The 16,272-nt window shown below is 66.5% G+C and carries 12 protein-coding genes, 1 other RNA gene and 1 riboswitch; of the genes, 9 read left to right on the forward strand and 4 right to left on the reverse strand.

Annotation, left to right across the window (positions count from 1 at the left end):
- The first annotated feature begins 47 nt into the window (after positions 1–47).
- The 9 genes from lldD (at position 48) to ssrA (ending at position 12,620) form a co-directional block, all read left to right on the forward strand.
- Positions 48–1,193, forward strand: coding sequence for an FMN-dependent L-lactate dehydrogenase LldD (gene lldD / locus IB261_RS25790; protein ID WP_081520682.1), 1,146 nt, complete (start codon positions 48–50; stop codon positions 1,191–1,193).
- Between the two features lie 80 nt (positions 1,194–1,273).
- Complete coding sequence (locus tag IB261_RS25795; RefSeq protein ID WP_192383816.1) at positions 1,274–4,096, forward strand: FAD-binding and (Fe-S)-binding domain-containing protein; 2,823 nt, start codon at positions 1,274–1,276, stop codon at positions 4,094–4,096.
- A 189-nt stretch (positions 4,097–4,285) separates the two neighbouring features.
- Positions 4,286–4,963 carry a response regulator gene (locus IB261_RS25800; RefSeq protein ID WP_192211223.1) on the forward strand — a complete coding sequence of 226 codons (678 nt, stop codon included), beginning with the start codon at positions 4,286–4,288 and terminating at the stop codon, positions 4,961–4,963.
- Entirely contained in the window at positions 4,960–6,363 is a 1,404-nt protein-coding gene (locus IB261_RS25805; protein WP_192383815.1) for a sensor histidine kinase, read from the forward strand. The genes IB261_RS25800 and IB261_RS25805 overlap by 4 nt, the downstream gene beginning before the upstream one ends.
- Before the next feature lie 83 nt (positions 6,364–6,446).
- A complete protein-coding gene (locus IB261_RS25810; RefSeq protein ID WP_081520678.1) occupies positions 6,447–6,713 on the forward strand; it encodes a PA2433 domain-containing protein in 267 nt (88 codons plus the stop codon).
- A 150-nt stretch (positions 6,714–6,863) separates the two neighbouring features.
- A complete protein-coding gene (locus IB261_RS25815) occupies positions 6,864–10,148 on the forward strand; it encodes an acetyl-CoA carboxylase family protein (protein WP_192383814.1) in 3,285 nt (1,094 codons plus the stop codon).
- 37 nt (positions 10,149–10,185) lie between these two features.
- Positions 10,186–10,355: riboswitch (yybP-ykoY riboswitch) on the forward strand.
- A gap of 55 nt (positions 10,356–10,410) precedes the next feature.
- Positions 10,411–11,424, forward strand: coding sequence for a sodium:calcium antiporter (locus IB261_RS25820; protein ID WP_081520676.1), 1,014 nt, complete (start codon positions 10,411–10,413; stop codon positions 11,422–11,424).
- Between the two features lie 86 nt (positions 11,425–11,510).
- Positions 11,511–12,188 (forward strand): type 1 glutamine amidotransferase domain-containing protein, encoded by a 678-nt coding sequence (locus tag IB261_RS25825; protein WP_081520675.1) that lies wholly within the window; start codon positions 11,511–11,513, stop codon positions 12,186–12,188.
- 74 nt (positions 12,189–12,262) lie between these two features.
- Positions 12,263–12,620: a transfer-messenger RNA gene (gene ssrA, locus IB261_RS25830) on the forward strand.
- Positions 12,621–13,231: 611 nt separating this feature from the next.
- On the opposite strand, the gene IB261_RS25835 is transcribed toward ssrA, so the two are convergent.
- The 4 genes from IB261_RS25835 to IB261_RS25850 form a co-directional block, all read right to left on the reverse strand.
- Complete coding sequence (locus IB261_RS25835; protein ID WP_081520088.1) at positions 13,232–13,534, reverse strand: hypothetical protein; 303 nt, start codon at positions 13,532–13,534, stop codon at positions 13,232–13,234.
- A 113-nt stretch (positions 13,535–13,647) separates the two neighbouring features.
- Positions 13,648–14,319, reverse strand: a complete 672-nt coding sequence (locus tag IB261_RS25840; protein WP_151188379.1) for a YceH family protein — start codon at positions 14,317–14,319, stop codon at positions 13,648–13,650.
- A 61-nt stretch (positions 14,320–14,380) separates the two neighbouring features.
- Entirely contained in the window at positions 14,381–15,136 is a 756-nt protein-coding gene (locus tag IB261_RS25845; protein WP_192383813.1) for a cache domain-containing protein, read from the reverse strand.
- Positions 15,137–15,243: 107 nt separating this feature from the next.
- The gene (locus tag IB261_RS25850; protein WP_081520085.1) at positions 15,244–15,990 is read right to left on the reverse strand and encodes a FadR/GntR family transcriptional regulator; all 747 of its coding nucleotides are present in this window, start codon (positions 15,988–15,990) and stop codon (positions 15,244–15,246) included.
- Between the last annotated feature and the right edge of the window lie 282 nt (positions 15,991–16,272).

Consider the following 16,272-nt stretch of genomic DNA (forward strand, 5'->3'; position numbering starts at 1 on the left):
CGCGCCAGCGCGGTGGCCTCGACAAGCCCCACAACGATGAGACGCCCATGATCATCTCTGCCTCTACCGACTACCGCGCCGCGGCCCAACGCAAGCTGCCGCCGTTCCTCTTCCACTACGCCGACGGCGGCGCCTACGCCGAGCGCACCCTGCGCAACAACGTCGACGACCTGGCCAACATCGCCCTGCGCCAGCGCGTGCTGAAGAACATGTCCGAGCTGAGCCTGGAGACGAAGCTGTTCGACGAGACGTTGAGCATGCCCATCGCCCTGGCCCCCGTCGGCCTGACCGGCATGTACGCCCGGCGCGGAGAAGTACAGGCAGCCCGCGCGGCCGCCGCGAAAGGCATCCCCTTCACGATGTCCACGGTCTCGGTCTGCCCCATCGAGGAAGTCGCCCCGGCCATCGACCGACCCATGTGGTTCCAGCTCTATGTGCTCAAAGATCGCGGCTTCATGCGCAACGCCCTGGAGCGTGCCAAGGCCGCCGGCGTGAAGACCCTGGTGTTCACCGTCGACATGCCGGTGCCCGGCGCCCGCTACCGAGACGCCCACTCCGGCATGAGCGGCCCGAACGCACCGCTGCGCCGCGTCTGGCAGGCCATGACCCACCCGTCCTGGGCCCTCGACGTCGGCCTGCTGGGCAAGCCCCACGACCTGGGCAACATCTCCAAGTACCGCGGCAACCCGACCGGCCTTGCCGATTACATCGGCTGGCTGGGCGCCAACTTCGACCCGTCGATCTCCTGGAAGGACCTGGAGTGGATCCGCGAGTTCTGGGATGGCCCGATGATCATCAAGGGTATCCTCGACCCGGAAGACGCAAAGGATGCAGTGAAATTCGGTGCCGACGGCATCGTCGTCTCCAACCACGGCGGCCGCCAGCTCGACGGCGTGCTCTCCAGCGCCCGCGCCCTGCCGGCCATCGCCGATGCGGTGAAAGGCGACCTGAAGATCCTCGCCGACTCCGGCATCCGCAACGGCCTGGACGTGGTGCGCATGATCGCCCTGGGCGCGGACACCGTGCTCATCGGCCGCGCCTTCCTCTACGCCCTGGCGACCCACGGCGAAGCCGGCGTGAAGAACCTGCTGGACCTGTTCGAGAAGGAAATGCGCGTGGCCATGGTGCTCACCGGCGCCAAGACCATCGGCGAGATCACTCGCGATTCGCTGGTGCGCGAACTGGGCGCGTGATCCATACGCCCACACGAAATACAGCCTGATTGACCGGGGTACGTGGCGCGCCAGACGCCACGGCCCCGCGAGGAGATTGCATGAGCCTGCCCGCCGCGTTCCTCGACACGGTAGAACACCTGATCCCCCGCGAGCGCCGCTTCGACGACGCGCTCTCGACCCTGGCCTTCGGCACCGACGCCAGCTTCTACCGGCTGATCCCCAAGCTGGTGATCCGCGTCGAGAGCGAAGACGAAGTCGCCAGCCTGCTCAAGTCCGCCCACACCAACAAGGTCGCGGTGACCTTCCGCGCCGCCGGTACCAGCCTCTCCGGCCAGGCCGTGAGCGACTCGGTGCTGCTGGTGCTGGGTGACAACTGGAACGGCCGCGACATCCGCGACGGCGGCACGCAGATTCGCCTGCAGCCTGGCGTCATCGGCGCCCAGGCCAACGCCTGGCTGGCTCCATTCGGCCGCAAGATCGGACCGGACCCGGCGTCGATCAACGCCTGCAAGATCGGCGGCATCGTCGCCAACAACGCCAGCGGCATGTGCTGCGGCACTGCGCAGAACAGCTACCACACCCTGGCCGGCATGCGCCTGCTGCTGGCCGACGGTACGCTGCTGGACAGCGAGTTGCCCGACAGCCTCGCGGCCTTCCGCGAAAGCCACGGCACACTGCTCGACCAGCTCGCCGAGCTGGGCCGGCAGACCCGTGCCAACACCGAGCTGGCCGCGAAGATTCGCCACAAGTACCGCCTGAAGAACACCACCGGCCTGTCGCTGAATGCGCTGGTCGACTACGACGAGCCGCTGGATATCCTCACCCACCTGATGGTCGGCTCCGAAGGCACCCTGGGCTTCATCAGCGCGGTCACCTACGACACCGTGCCCGACCACCCGAACAAGGCCAGCGCGCTGATCGTCTTCCCCGACGTGGAGACCTGCTGCAAGGCCGTGACCGTGCTCAAGCAGCAACCGGTCTCCGCCGTGGAACTGCTGGACCGCCGCAGCCTGCGCTCGGTGGAGAACATGCAGGGCATGCCGACGTGGGTGAAGAGCCTCTCCGAAGGCGCCTGCGCGCTGCTCATCGAATCCCGCGCAGCGACCCAGTCGCTGCTGCATGAACAACTCGCGCAGATCAGCGCCTCCATCGCCGGTTACCCGGTGGAGAAACAGGTCGACTTCAGCGAAGACCCGGCGGTCTACAACCAGCTCTGGCGCATCCGCAAGGACACCTTCCCGGCCGTCGGCGCAGTGCGCGAGACTGGCACCACGGTGATCATCGAGGACGTCACCTTCCCCGTCGAACAGCTGGCCGAGGGCGTGAACCGCCTGATCGAGCTGTTCGACAAGCACGGCTACGACGAAGCCATCCTGTTCGGCCACGCGCTGGAAGGGAACCTGCACTTCGTCTTCACCCAGGGTTTCGAATCGCCTGAGCAGATCGCGCGCTACTCGGCCTTCATGGACGACGTCGCGCAGCTGGTCGCCGTGGAATACGGCGGCTCGCTCAAGGCCGAGCACGGCACCGGGCGCAACATGGCGCCCTTCGTCGAGCTGGAATGGGGCCACGACGCCTACCAACTGATGTGGCAGCTGAAGCGCCTGCTCGACCCCACCGGCATCCTCAACCCCGGCGTGGTGCTGACCGACGACCCGCAGCTGCACCTGAAGAACCTCAAACCGCTGCCGGCCGCCGACGAGATCGTCGACAAGTGCATCGAGTGCGGCTTCTGCGAGCCGGTCTGCCCGTCCAAGGGGCTGACCCTCAGCCCACGCCAGCGCATCGTCATGTGGCGCGACATCCAGGCCAAGCGCCGCGCCGGCGTCGACACCACCGAGCTTGAGCGCGACTACCAGTACCAGGGCATCGACACCTGCGCCGCCACCGGCCTGTGCGCCCAGCGCTGCCCGGTGAACATCAACACCGGCGAGCTGGTCCGCAAGCTGCGCGGTGAAGAAGCGCACCACGCCGGCACCGCCACCTGGCTGGCACGCAACTTCGCCACCGCACTCAAGGGTGCGAAGTTCATGCTGCACGCTGCCAACGGTGCGCGTATGGTGCTCGGCGCGCCGCGCCTGGCCCGCCTCAGCGCTTCCATCAGCCATGCCAGCAAGGGCCGCGTACCGCAGTGGACGCCGGCCATGCCGCAGCCCGTGCGCCTGGCTGCCGCTTCGCAGCCTGTGGATAACGGCAAGCCGCGCGTCGTCTACCTCACCGCCTGCGTCTCCCGCGCCATGGGCCCGGCGGCGGCGGACGAAGAGCAGATGCCGCTGATCGACAAGACCCGCCAGTTGCTGGAGAAAGCCGGCTACCAGGTGGTCTTCCCGGACAACGCCGACAACCTCTGCTGCGGCCAGCCGTTCGCCTCCAAGGGCTACAAGAGCCAAGCCGACGCCAAGCGCGACGAACTGCTCGCCGAATTGCTGCGCGCCAGTCGGGGTGGTCTCGACCCGATCTACTGCGACACCAGCCCCTGCACCCTGCGCCTGGTGCAGGAACTGGCGGACGACCGGCTGAAGATCTACGACCCGGTGAAGTTCATCCGCACCCATCTGGTCGAGCGTCTGGACTTCCAGCCGCAGGACAAGCCGGTGGCCGTGCACGTCACCTGCAGCACCCAGCACCTGGGCGAAAGCCAGGCGCTGATCGACCTGGTCAAGCGCTGCACCCGCGAAGTGGTGATCCCCGAGGGCATCCACTGCTGTGGTTTCGCCGGCGACAAGGGCTTCACCACGCCCGAGCTGAACGCGCATTCGCTGCGCACGCTCAAGGACGCGGTGCAGTATTGCGAGGAAGGCGTCTCCACCAGCCGCACCTGCGAGATCGGTCTGTCCGCCCATGGCGGTATCGACTATCGCGGCGTGGTCTATCTGGTGGATCGCGTGACTCGCGCGCGTTCGTCCACTGTCCAGGCGTAGGGCGCACAACGTCTCCAGCGTTATCCGCCGTCCCCACGGGCGGCGGATAATCGGTCCGGATTCTTCGCCCTGCTTTCTCCGTCAACGGCGCAGAAAGCCTTAACACCTCGTTAAGCGAGCGCTGTCACCCTCTGCCCTAACCGGATCACGCCAGCTATCCTGCTGCACAGGCCGGTAGAGGGGACCAAGATGAGAATCCTGTTGGCAGAAGACGACCAGCTGCTGGGCGATGGCATTCGCGCGGGGCTCGGTCTGGAAGGCGACACCGTGGACTGGGTGAGCGATGGCGTGGCCGCCGACCAGGCGCTGGCCACCGATGAGTTCGACCTGCTGGTCCTCGATCTCGGGCTGCCGCGCAAGGACGGCCTGGAAGTGCTGCGCGGCCTGCGCCGCCGCGGTGACCTGACGCCCGTGCTGATCCTCACCGCCCGCGACAAGGTGGCCGACCGCGTCGCCGGCCTGGACGCAGGCGCCGACGACTACCTGACCAAACCCTTCGACCTCGACGAACTGCTCGCCCGCGTCCGCGCCCTGACCCGCCGCCACACCGGCCGCGCCGCGCCGCTGCTGCAACACGGCGAACTGGCACTGGACCCGGCCACCCACCAGGTCAGCCTGGCCGGCTCACCGGTGGACCTGGCACCGCGCGAATACGCCCTGCTGCGCCTGCTGCTGGAACAGCGCGGCAAGGTGCTGTCCCGCGCCCGACTGGTGGAAGCCCTCTACGGCTGGGACGGCGACCTGGAAAGCAACGCCATCGAAGTCCACATCCACCACCTGCGGCGCAAGCTGGGCAATAGCCTGATCCGCACCGTGCGCGGCATCGGCTACGGCATCGACCGCCCTGAAGGCGCCGCGCGAGCTTGAGCAGCGCGCCCCGTCGCGCCGGCTCCATCAGCCGGCGCCTGCTGCTGACACTGATCGGCGGTGTTTCCTTGCTGTGGCTCGTCGCCGGCCTGTTCACCTACCACCTGACCCGCCAACAGGTGAACCACCTCTACGACCAGGACATGATCGATTTCGGCCAGGCGGCCCTGAGCCTGGTCGACATCGCCGACTCCATCGATGCCGACCCTACGCCGCCGGGGGAAATCCTCTCGCGCAGCCGCAAGGCCATCGAAGGCCTGCCGCTGATCCACCGCGAAGCGACCCTGGGTTATTCAATCTGGTACCTGGGCGAACCGCTGCTGACTACCGAACGCCCGCCCGCGGGCCTGGACGACCAGCCTCTGGGCTTCTCCGACCTGCAACAGGGCGGCGTGAACTACCGGGTGCTGCAGATCGAATCCTCCGGCGCCGACCAGATCCGCATCTGGGTCTACGAGGACCTGCACTTCCGCTCCAAAACCCTGCGCCTGCTGCTGTTCAGCGCGCTCTTCCCCCTGCTGCTGGCGCTGCCGCTGTTCGCCGTGCTGGTCTGGTTCGGCGTACGCCAGGGCCTCGCGCCGCTGCGCAGCCTGATCGAGCAGGTGCACCACCGCAGCGCCCACAGCCTGCATCCGCTGGCGTTGAACCGGGCCCCCGTGGAAGTGCACAGCCTGGTGAGCGAACTGAACCTGCTGCTGGAGCGCCTGAATACCGCGATGGAGGCCGAGCGCCGCCTGACCAGCGACGCCGCCCATGAAATCCGCACGCCGCTGGCCAGCCTGCGCACCCATGCCCAGGTCGCGCTGCGCTCCTCCGACCCGGCCGCCCATGCCCATGGACTGCAGCAGGTCAGCCGCAGTGTCGAGCGCATCAGTGCACTGATGGAGCAGATCCTGCTGCTGGCGCGCCTGGATGCCGAGGAGCTGCACGAAATATTCCGCCCGGTGAACCTCGGCCTGCTGGCCGAAGACACCATCGCCGAGCTGGCGCCGCAGGCCATCGACAAGGGCATCGACCTGACCTTCGATAGCCAGGGAGGGAGCCTGCAGGGCGTCGCGCCCTGGCTGGAGCTGATGCTGACCAACCTGGTCGGCAACGCCCTGCGCTACACCCCCGAAGGCGGCCGCGTGGCCGTCAGCCTGGAAAGCGCGAGCGACCGACTGAGCCTCTGGGTGCGCGACAACGGTCCCGGCGTGGCGGCGGCCGAACAGGCAGCGATCTTCACCCGCTTCTACCGCAGCCCAAGCGTCGCCAGCAGCCACGGCAGCGGGCTGGGCCTGCCCATCGTCAAGCGCATCGTGGAAATCCACCACGGGCGCATTTCCCTGCACGAAGGGCTGGACGGCGCCGGCCTGGGCGTCTGCGTCGAACTCCCGACAACCGCCGGGCCGATTCTCTGAACCCCGCGTGAATCGTGGCAGTCCACCCTGTACGGCCCGCTCGTTCGGTCCGCGACAACGGTCAAGTTGACAGGAGTACTGCCATGAAACGTGCCGCCCTGCTCATTACAGCCGCCCTGCTGGCGTCGCCGGCTTTTGCCGCCGACCTGTGCAGCGACAATCTGCAGAAAGTCGATGACGCGGTGAAAACCGTCACCAACAACACCCAGGCCCAGGAACAGGCCATGCGCCTGCAGGAAAAGGCCGCCCAGGCCCAGGCCGCGGGTGACACCAAGGCCTGCATTGCGCAGACCGAAAAAGCCCTGCAGCTGCTGAAGAAGAACGCCGGCGACGGCGGAGCCAACGGGTGATTCCGCACGCGGTGGCCGGCTCCAGGCCGGTCACCGCTCATAAGGCCCACTAAGCCTGCGCCATTCGCGACGCCGTACTTGATTCCCCACCCTCCTCACCCGCCTAAGATGGTGCGATTGCCGACCACAAGAACCACAACCGGAATCGCCATGCCCGTCACCCGCCTGCTCATCGCCAACCGTGGCGAGATCGCCATCCGCATTGCCCGCGCCGCCGCCGAGCTGGGTATCCAGACGCTGGCGATCTTCGCCGAGGACGACGCCGCCTCGCTGCACACTCGCCAGGCCGACCAGGCCACGGCCCTGAAAGGGCGTGGCGCCAGCGCCTACCTCGACCAGCAGCAGATCATCGACATCGCCCTGGCCCAGGGCTGCGACGCGGTGCATCCGGGCTATGGCTTCCTTTCCGAGAACGCCGGCTTCGCCCGCCGCTGCGAAAGCGCCGGGCTCACCTTCGTCGGCCCCTCGGCGGAGGTGCTCGACGTCTTCGGTGACAAGGCCCGCGCCCGCGACCTCGCCCGCGATCACGGCGTGGCGCTGGCCGCCGGCAGCAACCGCGCGACCTCACTGGAAGATGCCGAAAGCTTCTTCCGCGAACTGCCCGCCGGCGCCGGCATGATGATCAAGGCCCTCGCTGGCGGCGGTGGGCGCGGCATGCGCGCGGTGCGCAGCGTCGAGGAGATCGCCGACGCCTACGCCCGCTGCCAGGCAGAGGCCCGCGCGGCCTTCGGCGATGACCGGCTCTACGTCGAACGCCTGATCCAGCGCGCCCGCCACATCGAAGTGCAGGTGATCGGCGACGGCCGCGTCGTCAGCCACCTGGGCGAGCGCGACTGCACCCTGCAGCGGCGCAACCAGAAGCTGCTGGAGATCGCCCCCAGCCCCAACCTGCATCCTCGGCTGCGTGGTGCCATTCTCGCCGCCGCCGTGCGGCTGGCCGAAGCCGTGAACTATCGCGGCCTGGGCACCTTCGAGTTCCTGCTCGACGAGGACAGCGGCGACTTCGTGTTCATGGAAGCCAACCCGCGCCTGCAGGTGGAACACACCATCACCGAAGCAGTGACCGGCGTCGACCTCGTCCAGGCGCAACTGCGCATTGCCGCCGGCGCCAGCCTCGCCGAGCTGAACCTGACCCAGGCGGAGATCCCCGCGCCACGCGGCCACGCCCTGCAACTGCGGATCAACCTGGAAAGCCTCGCCAGCGACGGCACGCCCCACCTCGCCTGCGGCACCCTCAGCGCCTACGAGCCGCCCAGCGGCCCCGGCCTGCGCGTGGATGGCTACGGCTACGCCGGTTACCGCAACAGTGCCGGCTACGACTCGCTGCTGGCCAAGCTGATCGTCCACGGCATCGGCAGTTATCCACAGCTGGTGCAGCGCGCCTATCGCGCGCTCTGCGAATTCCGTCTCGAAGGCGTGGCGAGCAACATTCCGCTGCTGCTCAATCTGCTGCGCCAGAGCGCGGTGGCGGACAACCAGGTCACCACCCGCTACATCGAAGAACACCTGCCCACGCTGCTGGGCGCACAGGATCACGCGCACCCGCATCGCTTCTTCAGCCATGCTGGTGCCACCGCACAAGCCCAGCGCAGCAGCGAAGCGCCGGCCGGCTGCATCCCTCTTGCCACGCCCAGCGCGGGTGTGCTGGTCAGCCTGAACGTGGCCATGGGCGATACCGTTGCCCAGGGCCAGACCATCGCCGTGGTCGAGGCGATGAAGATGGAATTCGAGGTAAAAGCCAGCGCCAGTGGCATCGTCCACAGTCTCGCCGCCACCCCCGGCGACAGCCTCGGCGAGGGCGACGCATTGCTGTTCGTCGAGCCGGCGGACATCGAAGCGCAGCACCATGAAAGCAGCGCCGCCATCGATCTCGACGCCATTCGCGCCGACCTCGCCGAAGTGCTCGAACGCCACGCCATCGGCCTCGACGAGCGCCGCCCGGACGCCGTCGCCAAGCGCCACAGGATCGGCAAGCGCACCACCCGCGAGAACCTCGCCGATCTGCTCGATGACGGCAGCTTCATCGAGTACGGCGCACTGGCCATCGCGGCCCAGCGCCGTCGCCGCAGCGTCGAGGAACTGATCGCCAGCAGCCCTGCCGACGGCCTGGTCAGCGGGCTGGGCAGCATCAACGCTGCGCAGTTCGGCGACGAGAAGGCACGCTGCCTGGTGCTGGCCTACGACTACACGGTGTTCGCCGGCACCCAGGGCGTGATGAACCACAAGAAGACCGACCGCATGCTGCACCTCGCCGAGCAATGGCGCATCCCGATGGTGCTCTACGCGGAAGGCGGCGGCGGGCGTCCGGGCGACACCGATTTCGTCGGCGTGGCCGGGCTGGACAACATGAGCTTCGTCGGCCTGGCGCGGCTCTCCGGGCTGGTGCCGCTGGTGGGCGTGGTCTCCGGCCGCTGCTTCGCCGGAAACGCCGCGCTGCTGGGTTGCTGCGACGTGATCATCGCCACCCGCGATACCAGCCTGGGGATGGCCGGCCCGGCAATGATCGAGGGCGGCGGCCTGGGCAGATTCGCCCCCGAGGAAGTCGGCCCCAGCGACGTGCAGAGCGCCAATGGCGTGATCGACGTACTGGTGGAAGACGAGGCCGAAGCCACCCGCATCGCCCGCCAGTACCTCGCCTACTTCCAGGGCGACAGCACCGACTGGCAGTGCGCCGACCAGCGCCTGTTGCGCCATGCTGTGCCGGAGAATCGCCTGCGGGTCTACGACATCCGCCAGGTCATCGAGCAACTGGCCGACAGCGGCTCGGTGCTGGAACTGCGCCGGCACTTCGCAGCCGGGATGGTCACCGCGCTGGTGCGCATTGAAGGCAAGCCGTTCGGCCTGATCGCCAACAACCCCATGCACCTGGGGGGCGCCATCGACGCCGAGGCCGGCGACAAGGCCGCACGCTTCATGCAGCTGTGCGACGCCTTCGACCTGCCGATCATTTCGCTGTGCGACACCCCCGGCTTCATGGTCGGCCCGGAAGCGGAGAAGACCGGCACCGTGCGCCACGTCTCGCGCATGTTCGTCACCGCCGCCAGCCTCAGCGTGCCGTTCTTCACCGTGGTCCTGCGCAAGGGTTATGGACTCGGCGCGCAGGCCATGGCCGCCGGCAGCTTCCACGCCGCGCTGTTCACGGTCGCATGGCCCAGCGGCGAGTTCGGCGCGATGGGGCTGGAGGGAGCGATCCGCCTCGGCTACGCCAAAGAGCTTGCCGCGATTGAAGACCCGCAGGAGCGGCAGAAGCTGTTCGACAAACTGGTCGCCGCCGCTTACCGCAACGGCAAGGGGCTGAACATGGCGAGCTACCTGGAAATCGACGACGTCATCGACCCGGCCGATACCCGTCGCTGGTTGTTGCGCGGCCTGGCATCGACGCCGAAGCCCGTACCGCGCCAGGGGAAAAAGCGTCCACTGATCGATACCTGGTAACCCATGGGTTGAGCTGCTCGCCCGATCCGCTAGAATGCGCGGCGTCATTGGGGAGTAGCCGACCGTTCGACGAACGGGGGCGACGTCAACACACTTGGCCCGCAGGCCATGGCGTCGTCAGCAGTTTTGCCTGGCAAGACCTTTGACCACGTGATCTCCGCAACGGCCGGGGAGATGCGTGGTCATGGGTACTTACACCGGCCGGGAGCTTCACCGTGATGCACCACCCCACCCTTCGCTCCATCCCTCTGGAGCTGCGCGCATGCTGACCTTCATCCTCGAACTGCTCGGCATGCTGCTGGTGATCCTGATCGCCGCCGAACTCTTCACCAACGCGCTGGAACACTTCGGCGAGCGCCTGGGCATCTCCGAAGGCGTTACCGGTTCGCTATTCGCCGCCATCGGCACCGCCCTGCCGGAAACCCTGATTCCTCTCCTGGCCCTGTTCGCCGGTACCAGCAACGTCAACCTCAATGAGGAAGTCGGCGTCGGCGCGATCCTCGGCGCACCGCTGATGCTCTCCACCTTGTCCACCTGCCTCATGGCGCTCGCCGCCTGGCGTGCGCGCGGCCTGTTCGGGCGCATCCGTCCCGAGCGCACGGGCATGCAGCGCGACCTGAACTTCTTCCTGGTCGCCTTCAGCTTCGCCACCATCGCCATGTTCGTCCCGGCTGAACTGCACTCCGTGCGCGTCGCCCTCAGCGTACTGCTGGTGCTCACCTACATCGGCTACATCACGCTGACCATCCGCGCCTCGCAAAGCCTGGTGGAAGACGGCCACGGCACCGAGGCCGACCACCGCATGTACCTGTCGCGCATCGGCCTGCCGACCAACCTCGCCACCATCCTGCTGCAACTGCTGCTGGGCCTGGCGCTGCTGGTGCTGGGCGCCAAGGGCTTCATCCATGGTGTGGAAGGCCTGTCGCACATCCTGGGCATTTCCGCGCTGCTGCTGTCGCTGCTGATCATCCCCATCGCCACCGAGCTGCCGGAGAAGATCAACAGCATCCTCTGGGTACGCCGCGGCAAGGACACCCTGGCCTTCGGCAACATCAGCGGCGCCATGGTCTTCCAGGGCACCCTGTTGCCCGCCATCGGCATCCTGCTCACACCCTGGCAGCCGCGTATCGAAGTGCTCACCGGAGTACTGGTGACCCTCGGCGCTGCGCTCTGGCTGCGAATCAACGCCCAGCGCGGCGGCGGCCTGCCGATCTGGGTACTGATGCTCAACGGCGTGCTGTACGCCGCCTATCTGGGTATCACCCTGTCGCGCTGACGCAGACGGCTCATTGCCTACACTGACAGTCCGGGCTGCCGTTTCGGCGGCAGCCGCACGACTAGCGATACGCCGAAGGAGTGAGCATGAAAATCCTGGTAGTCCTGACCTCCCACGACCAGCTCGGCAGCACCGGCAAGAAAACCGGCTTCTGGCTCGAGGAGTTCGCCGCGCCCTACTACGTGTTCAAGGATGCCGGCGCCAGCCTGACCCTGGCCTCGCCCAAGGGCGGCCAGCCGCCGCTCGACCCCAAGAGCGACGAGGAAGGCGCCCAGACCCCGGCCACCCTGCGCTTCCGCCAGGACAGCGACGCCCAGGCCGCGCTGGCCAGCACCGTGAAGCTCAGCGAAGTGAAGGCCGACGATTACGACGCCGTGTTCTACCCTGGCGGCCACGGCCCGCTCTGGGACCTGGCCGAGGACCGCACCTCGGTGGCGCTGATCGAAGCCTTCCACTCCAGCGGCAAGACCGTCTCCGCGGTCTGCCACGCCCCGGCCGTGTTCCGTCACCCGCGCGGGCTCGACGGCCGGCCGCTGGTACAGGGCCGGCACGTCACCGGCTTCTCCAACAGCGAAGAGGACGCTGTCGGCCTCACCGACGTGGTGCCCTTCCTCGTCCAGGACATGCTCAAGGCCAACGGCGCCCGCTACAGCAAGGGCCCGGACTGGCAGAGCCACGTCGAAGTGGACCGCGGCCTGATCACCGGGCAGAACCCCGCATCCTCCGAGGCCGTGGCCGAAGCTGTACTGAAATTCCTGAGCTGACAACACCTTGCGCCGCCCCGGGTGGCTATCGGGGCGGCTTTCCCGTACAATCGCCAACGACCTTTCAAGGTTTTGGGGCCGATTAGGATTCGACGCCGGTAACAAAACTCGAGGGGCATGCCGAGTAGGTGACAGTTCTCGTAAATCAGCTGCCACAACTTTATAGTTGCCAACGACGACAACTACGCCCTAGCAGCCTAAGTGCCGCTAGCAGACCCTAGGGGATGCCTGTAAACCCGAAGATTAGGTCTGTCATATAGAACAGGATCGCCGCCAAGTTCGCTGTAGACGTAACGGCTAAAACTCATACAGCTCGCTCCAAGCGCCCTGCCACTCGGGCCGCAAGGAGTTAACCTAATAGAGATGGCTAAGCATGTAGAACCGACAGCGGAGAACTGGCGGACGGGGGTTCAAATCCCCCCGGCTCCACCAAACGCAAACGATAAGCCCCTGATTTTCCTAGTGAATTTCAGGGGCTTTTTCGTTATGGCGCGGAAGATGTCGAGCAGCGAGGACTTCGCGATCGCTGTCGCTCCTGTATTTGCCACATTGACCGGTGCGCGAAGAAAAAACTGCCGGGCCGCGCATGCCCGAGCCAACGCGTAGACTGGACTACCGCCAACAACCCTACTTGCTCGTCGTCGACCCCACCCGCTTGCGCTCACACGTCGGCCGATGAGCGAGGGATGCGGTTCAAGCCGACGATCATCAAGCTGCTGAGCAAAACCCCCGCCACTTGCAAGCTTTCAGTGAGCGCACCAATCATCAAGGGGACAGTGCAGAGTGTCAGCGCGAATACCTTCGCTGCGGCGTTCATAGCGATACCTGGCGGCTAATTAATAGCCAAATGATATCAGCCCTACATTTTGGTTCCCTTAAGGCGCCTCTAATCCTGCCCAAGGTGCCGCCTCCATTTACGCTTCGCAGCCGGAGTATCTTGAGTCAGAAGCTTGGGCATGACAGGTTGCCGCGCCCCCGCTGTATCCTCAAAGAAAAAGGCGCGGAGCCTCAAGCCCAGCGCCTTTTTCTTGCCCGCGATTTGCCTAGAGCGTCAGGAATCCCAGCCGCGGCATTAGAGGTTCGGCCTGCTCATTCACCACCCTTTCCACACAAGGTTTGCGCAGGCGCAGGCGTTCGGCGTTGCACAGCAGCGGGCCGTCCTCGTCTGCAGCGCCAAAGGGATCGTCGATCAACACGCCCTTGATCAGCCCCTGGCGGAACAATTCGCGGATGGCGAAGAGATTGGCTTCGCGGGGGCCGGCAAGATCGCCGATGGATTTGAAGTCGGTTTCCGTGAGCTGGCTGAGCACGGCGCTCAACTGGGCCTGGGAGGGTTTGCGACTCATGGGGTACTCCGGGGTAGAGCGGGGGCAAGCATGACTATCGGGGACAAATGTTAACGCTGTATTAGCAAGCGAGCAGGCCGACCTTGGTCGGCCTGTCGTAGGAATCTTCCGCCTCAGTCTCGGGAGATGCCCATTTCCAGTAGCGCGAGGCGCTCTTCGAGGGCCGCAATACGGCCTTCCAGTTCGACCAGACGGCCCTCGTCATGACCACCGCCGTCGCTGCGCTCGCTGGAGGTGCGGCTGCCGCTGGCGGCGATGGCGGCCTCGCGGTCTTCCTCGGTGCCCAGCAGGTGCATGTAGCGGTCTTCACGCTGGCCGCTCAGGCGCTCCAGCTGAAGGGCCATGCCACGGCCAGCGAGGCGCTCGAGCTGGTGGCGGACTTCCTCGGTATCGTCGAAGTCGTGCATCCGCTGGCTGCGGGTGAGCAGTTCGTTGAGCGTCTGCGGGCCGCGCAGGAACAGCAGGCCGAGCAGGATGACCTGCGGCTTGACCAGTTCCAGCGCCTTGTCCAGCCGCTGCTCCCAGCGGTCGGCGCGGCTGCCCATGACCAGGCGGGTCATTTCGCGTCCTTCCAGGTGCCGCAGGGACTGGCCGACCTGGCCAGGAGTGAGGTTCATCACCGGGTCGCGGCTGGTCTTCTGGTTGCACGCGGTGACCAGCGCGTTGAGGGTCAGCGGGTAGGCTTCGGGGGTGGTGAGCTGCTTTTCGATCAGGCACCCGAGAACGCGGGCATCCGTTGCACTCAGGGGTTCGAAGTCGGAGAGGGTGTCGAGCGACTGGCTCATGGCGGTATCCGTCGATGAGGAAACCGCCCTAGCCTAGCCGTTTACGCAGCGTTTGGCAGCCTCAGGCGGCGCCGGCGAGACGGCGGTTCAACGGCCGCTCGATGACTGCCCAGTGCGAGAAGGACGCCGCCAGCTCCTGCTCGCGCCCCTGCGCATCACGTCCCAGCGTACGCCGGGCGAGGTCGCCGGTGAACCAGTTGGCGGTATTGGCTGCGACAACGCGCCCTTCGCCATTCACCACCAGGGCTTCGTGGCCCATCTGCATCAGGCTGCCCAGCAGCACGCTCTCGAACTCGTGCAGGGCGATATCAGCGGCGGCGACGCCGATGAAGCGGCCGTCCACCTGGATCGGCACGGAGAAGGCGAGGATGTACAGGTCGGTGCCGTAAAGGTCGACGAAGGGCCCGACCACCGAGGGCTGGCCGCTGGCGCGCGGGCGGGAGAACCACGGCATGTTGAGGTAGTTGTAGAAGCTCTCGCTGCGCCGGTTGAAGTTCAGGCTCATGGGCACGACCTTGTCGCCGCGGCCGTGATACCACCACTCCAGGTACATCTCCTGGTCGGCCAGCTCGCCTGGCTCGATCACCACGCCGGTGCCGTGCAGGCGCGTGCCGTCATCGGTGAGGTCATGCTGGATGCGCGGGCGCAGCGCACTGAGGTCCTTCGAGGACGGGCGCTTGCCCTCTTCCGCCAACGTGCGCCAGATCGCCACGACCTCGCCGGCCAGCTCGTCGAGACGCTGGAAAACGTTACGGATGGAAGCGTCGATGCGCTGGGCGCAGCGCTGGAGTTCATCCGAGGGTTGTTCGCTGGACATGACCGGGGCCTCGCTGTTCTTGTTATCGCGCAGGCCAGAGAGGCCTGCGGTGAGTCGTTGCCTGCGCCCTTCCGGACGCGTCGGGAAAGCAGCAAGCGCTGTGCCAGTCAGCCGTCTTCGGCCAGCAGGCTCAGGCGCAGGTTGATCAGGCGCTTGATGCCACGGGTGACGTGGGCCTCGGCCAGCGCACCGGCCAGGTTCGAATCACCGGCACTGATCGCTTCGAGGATCGCGCGGTGCTCCTGCTCGATGGCTGCGGCGCCCGGGAAGCCTTCTACCGGCAGCCACAGCCATTCGCCGATCTCCGCCTGCAGGCGCGTCTCCGCGTGGGTCAGGCGCACGGACTGGGCGGCGACGGCGATCTCGATATGGAAGCGCGCATCGGCGCGGCGCTGTTCCTGCCGGGTGGTGGCGCTCGCCAGCGCATCGAGGTACTGGGCGATGCGCGCCTGCTCATCGGACGTGGAGCGCTGCGCGGCGAGGCGCGCGGCAGCGCCGGCGATGGCGACGTGTTCGTCGCCCAGATCGCGCAGTTCCAGTGCACTCATCTGGCGCAGTTGCCCCAGTAGGGCGTCCTCGGAGGTGTGCTGCGGCGAGCAGACGAAACTGCCACCGTTGCGCCCGCGCCGGGTCTCGATCACGCCGCGTTCGCGCAGCTCCGCCAGCGCATCGCGCAGGGTCACGGTGGCAACGCCGAACTGCATCGCCAGCTCGCTTTCACTGGGCAGCTGCTCGCCTTCGGCGTAGAGGCCGAGGTCGACCATTTCCACCAGCCGGCGCGCAACCTCCTCGGTGCGCCCTTCCTGGCGCAGGCGCATGAAACTGGCGGGGCGGACTTTCCTGAATTCGTTCATAGGCAGCAGCGCGATGGGCGCGGAATATTCCTGTTCTGGCGTTCTGTTCTGGCGTCGAGGGAGAAGTCTACCGGTAAGCCCGGCTGCGGCTCCGCGCAAAACTATGTCTCCATATTTTTAAATCGCTTTCCGGACTTTCAGCAAGGTCTTTTGCCACAAAAACCCCTTTCAAGTGCTCATTTTTCGACCTGTATTGGCAACCGACAAAACATAAGATATGGTTTCAAATGTATTTGCCAGCGACGGTCCGCAGGCCGTCTCCGCCAACACCAGGAAGAACGA

It is taken from the genome of Pseudomonas sp. PDM20, assembly GCF_014852575.3.
Lineage (GTDB): Bacteria > Pseudomonadota > Gammaproteobacteria > Pseudomonadales > Pseudomonadaceae > Pseudomonas.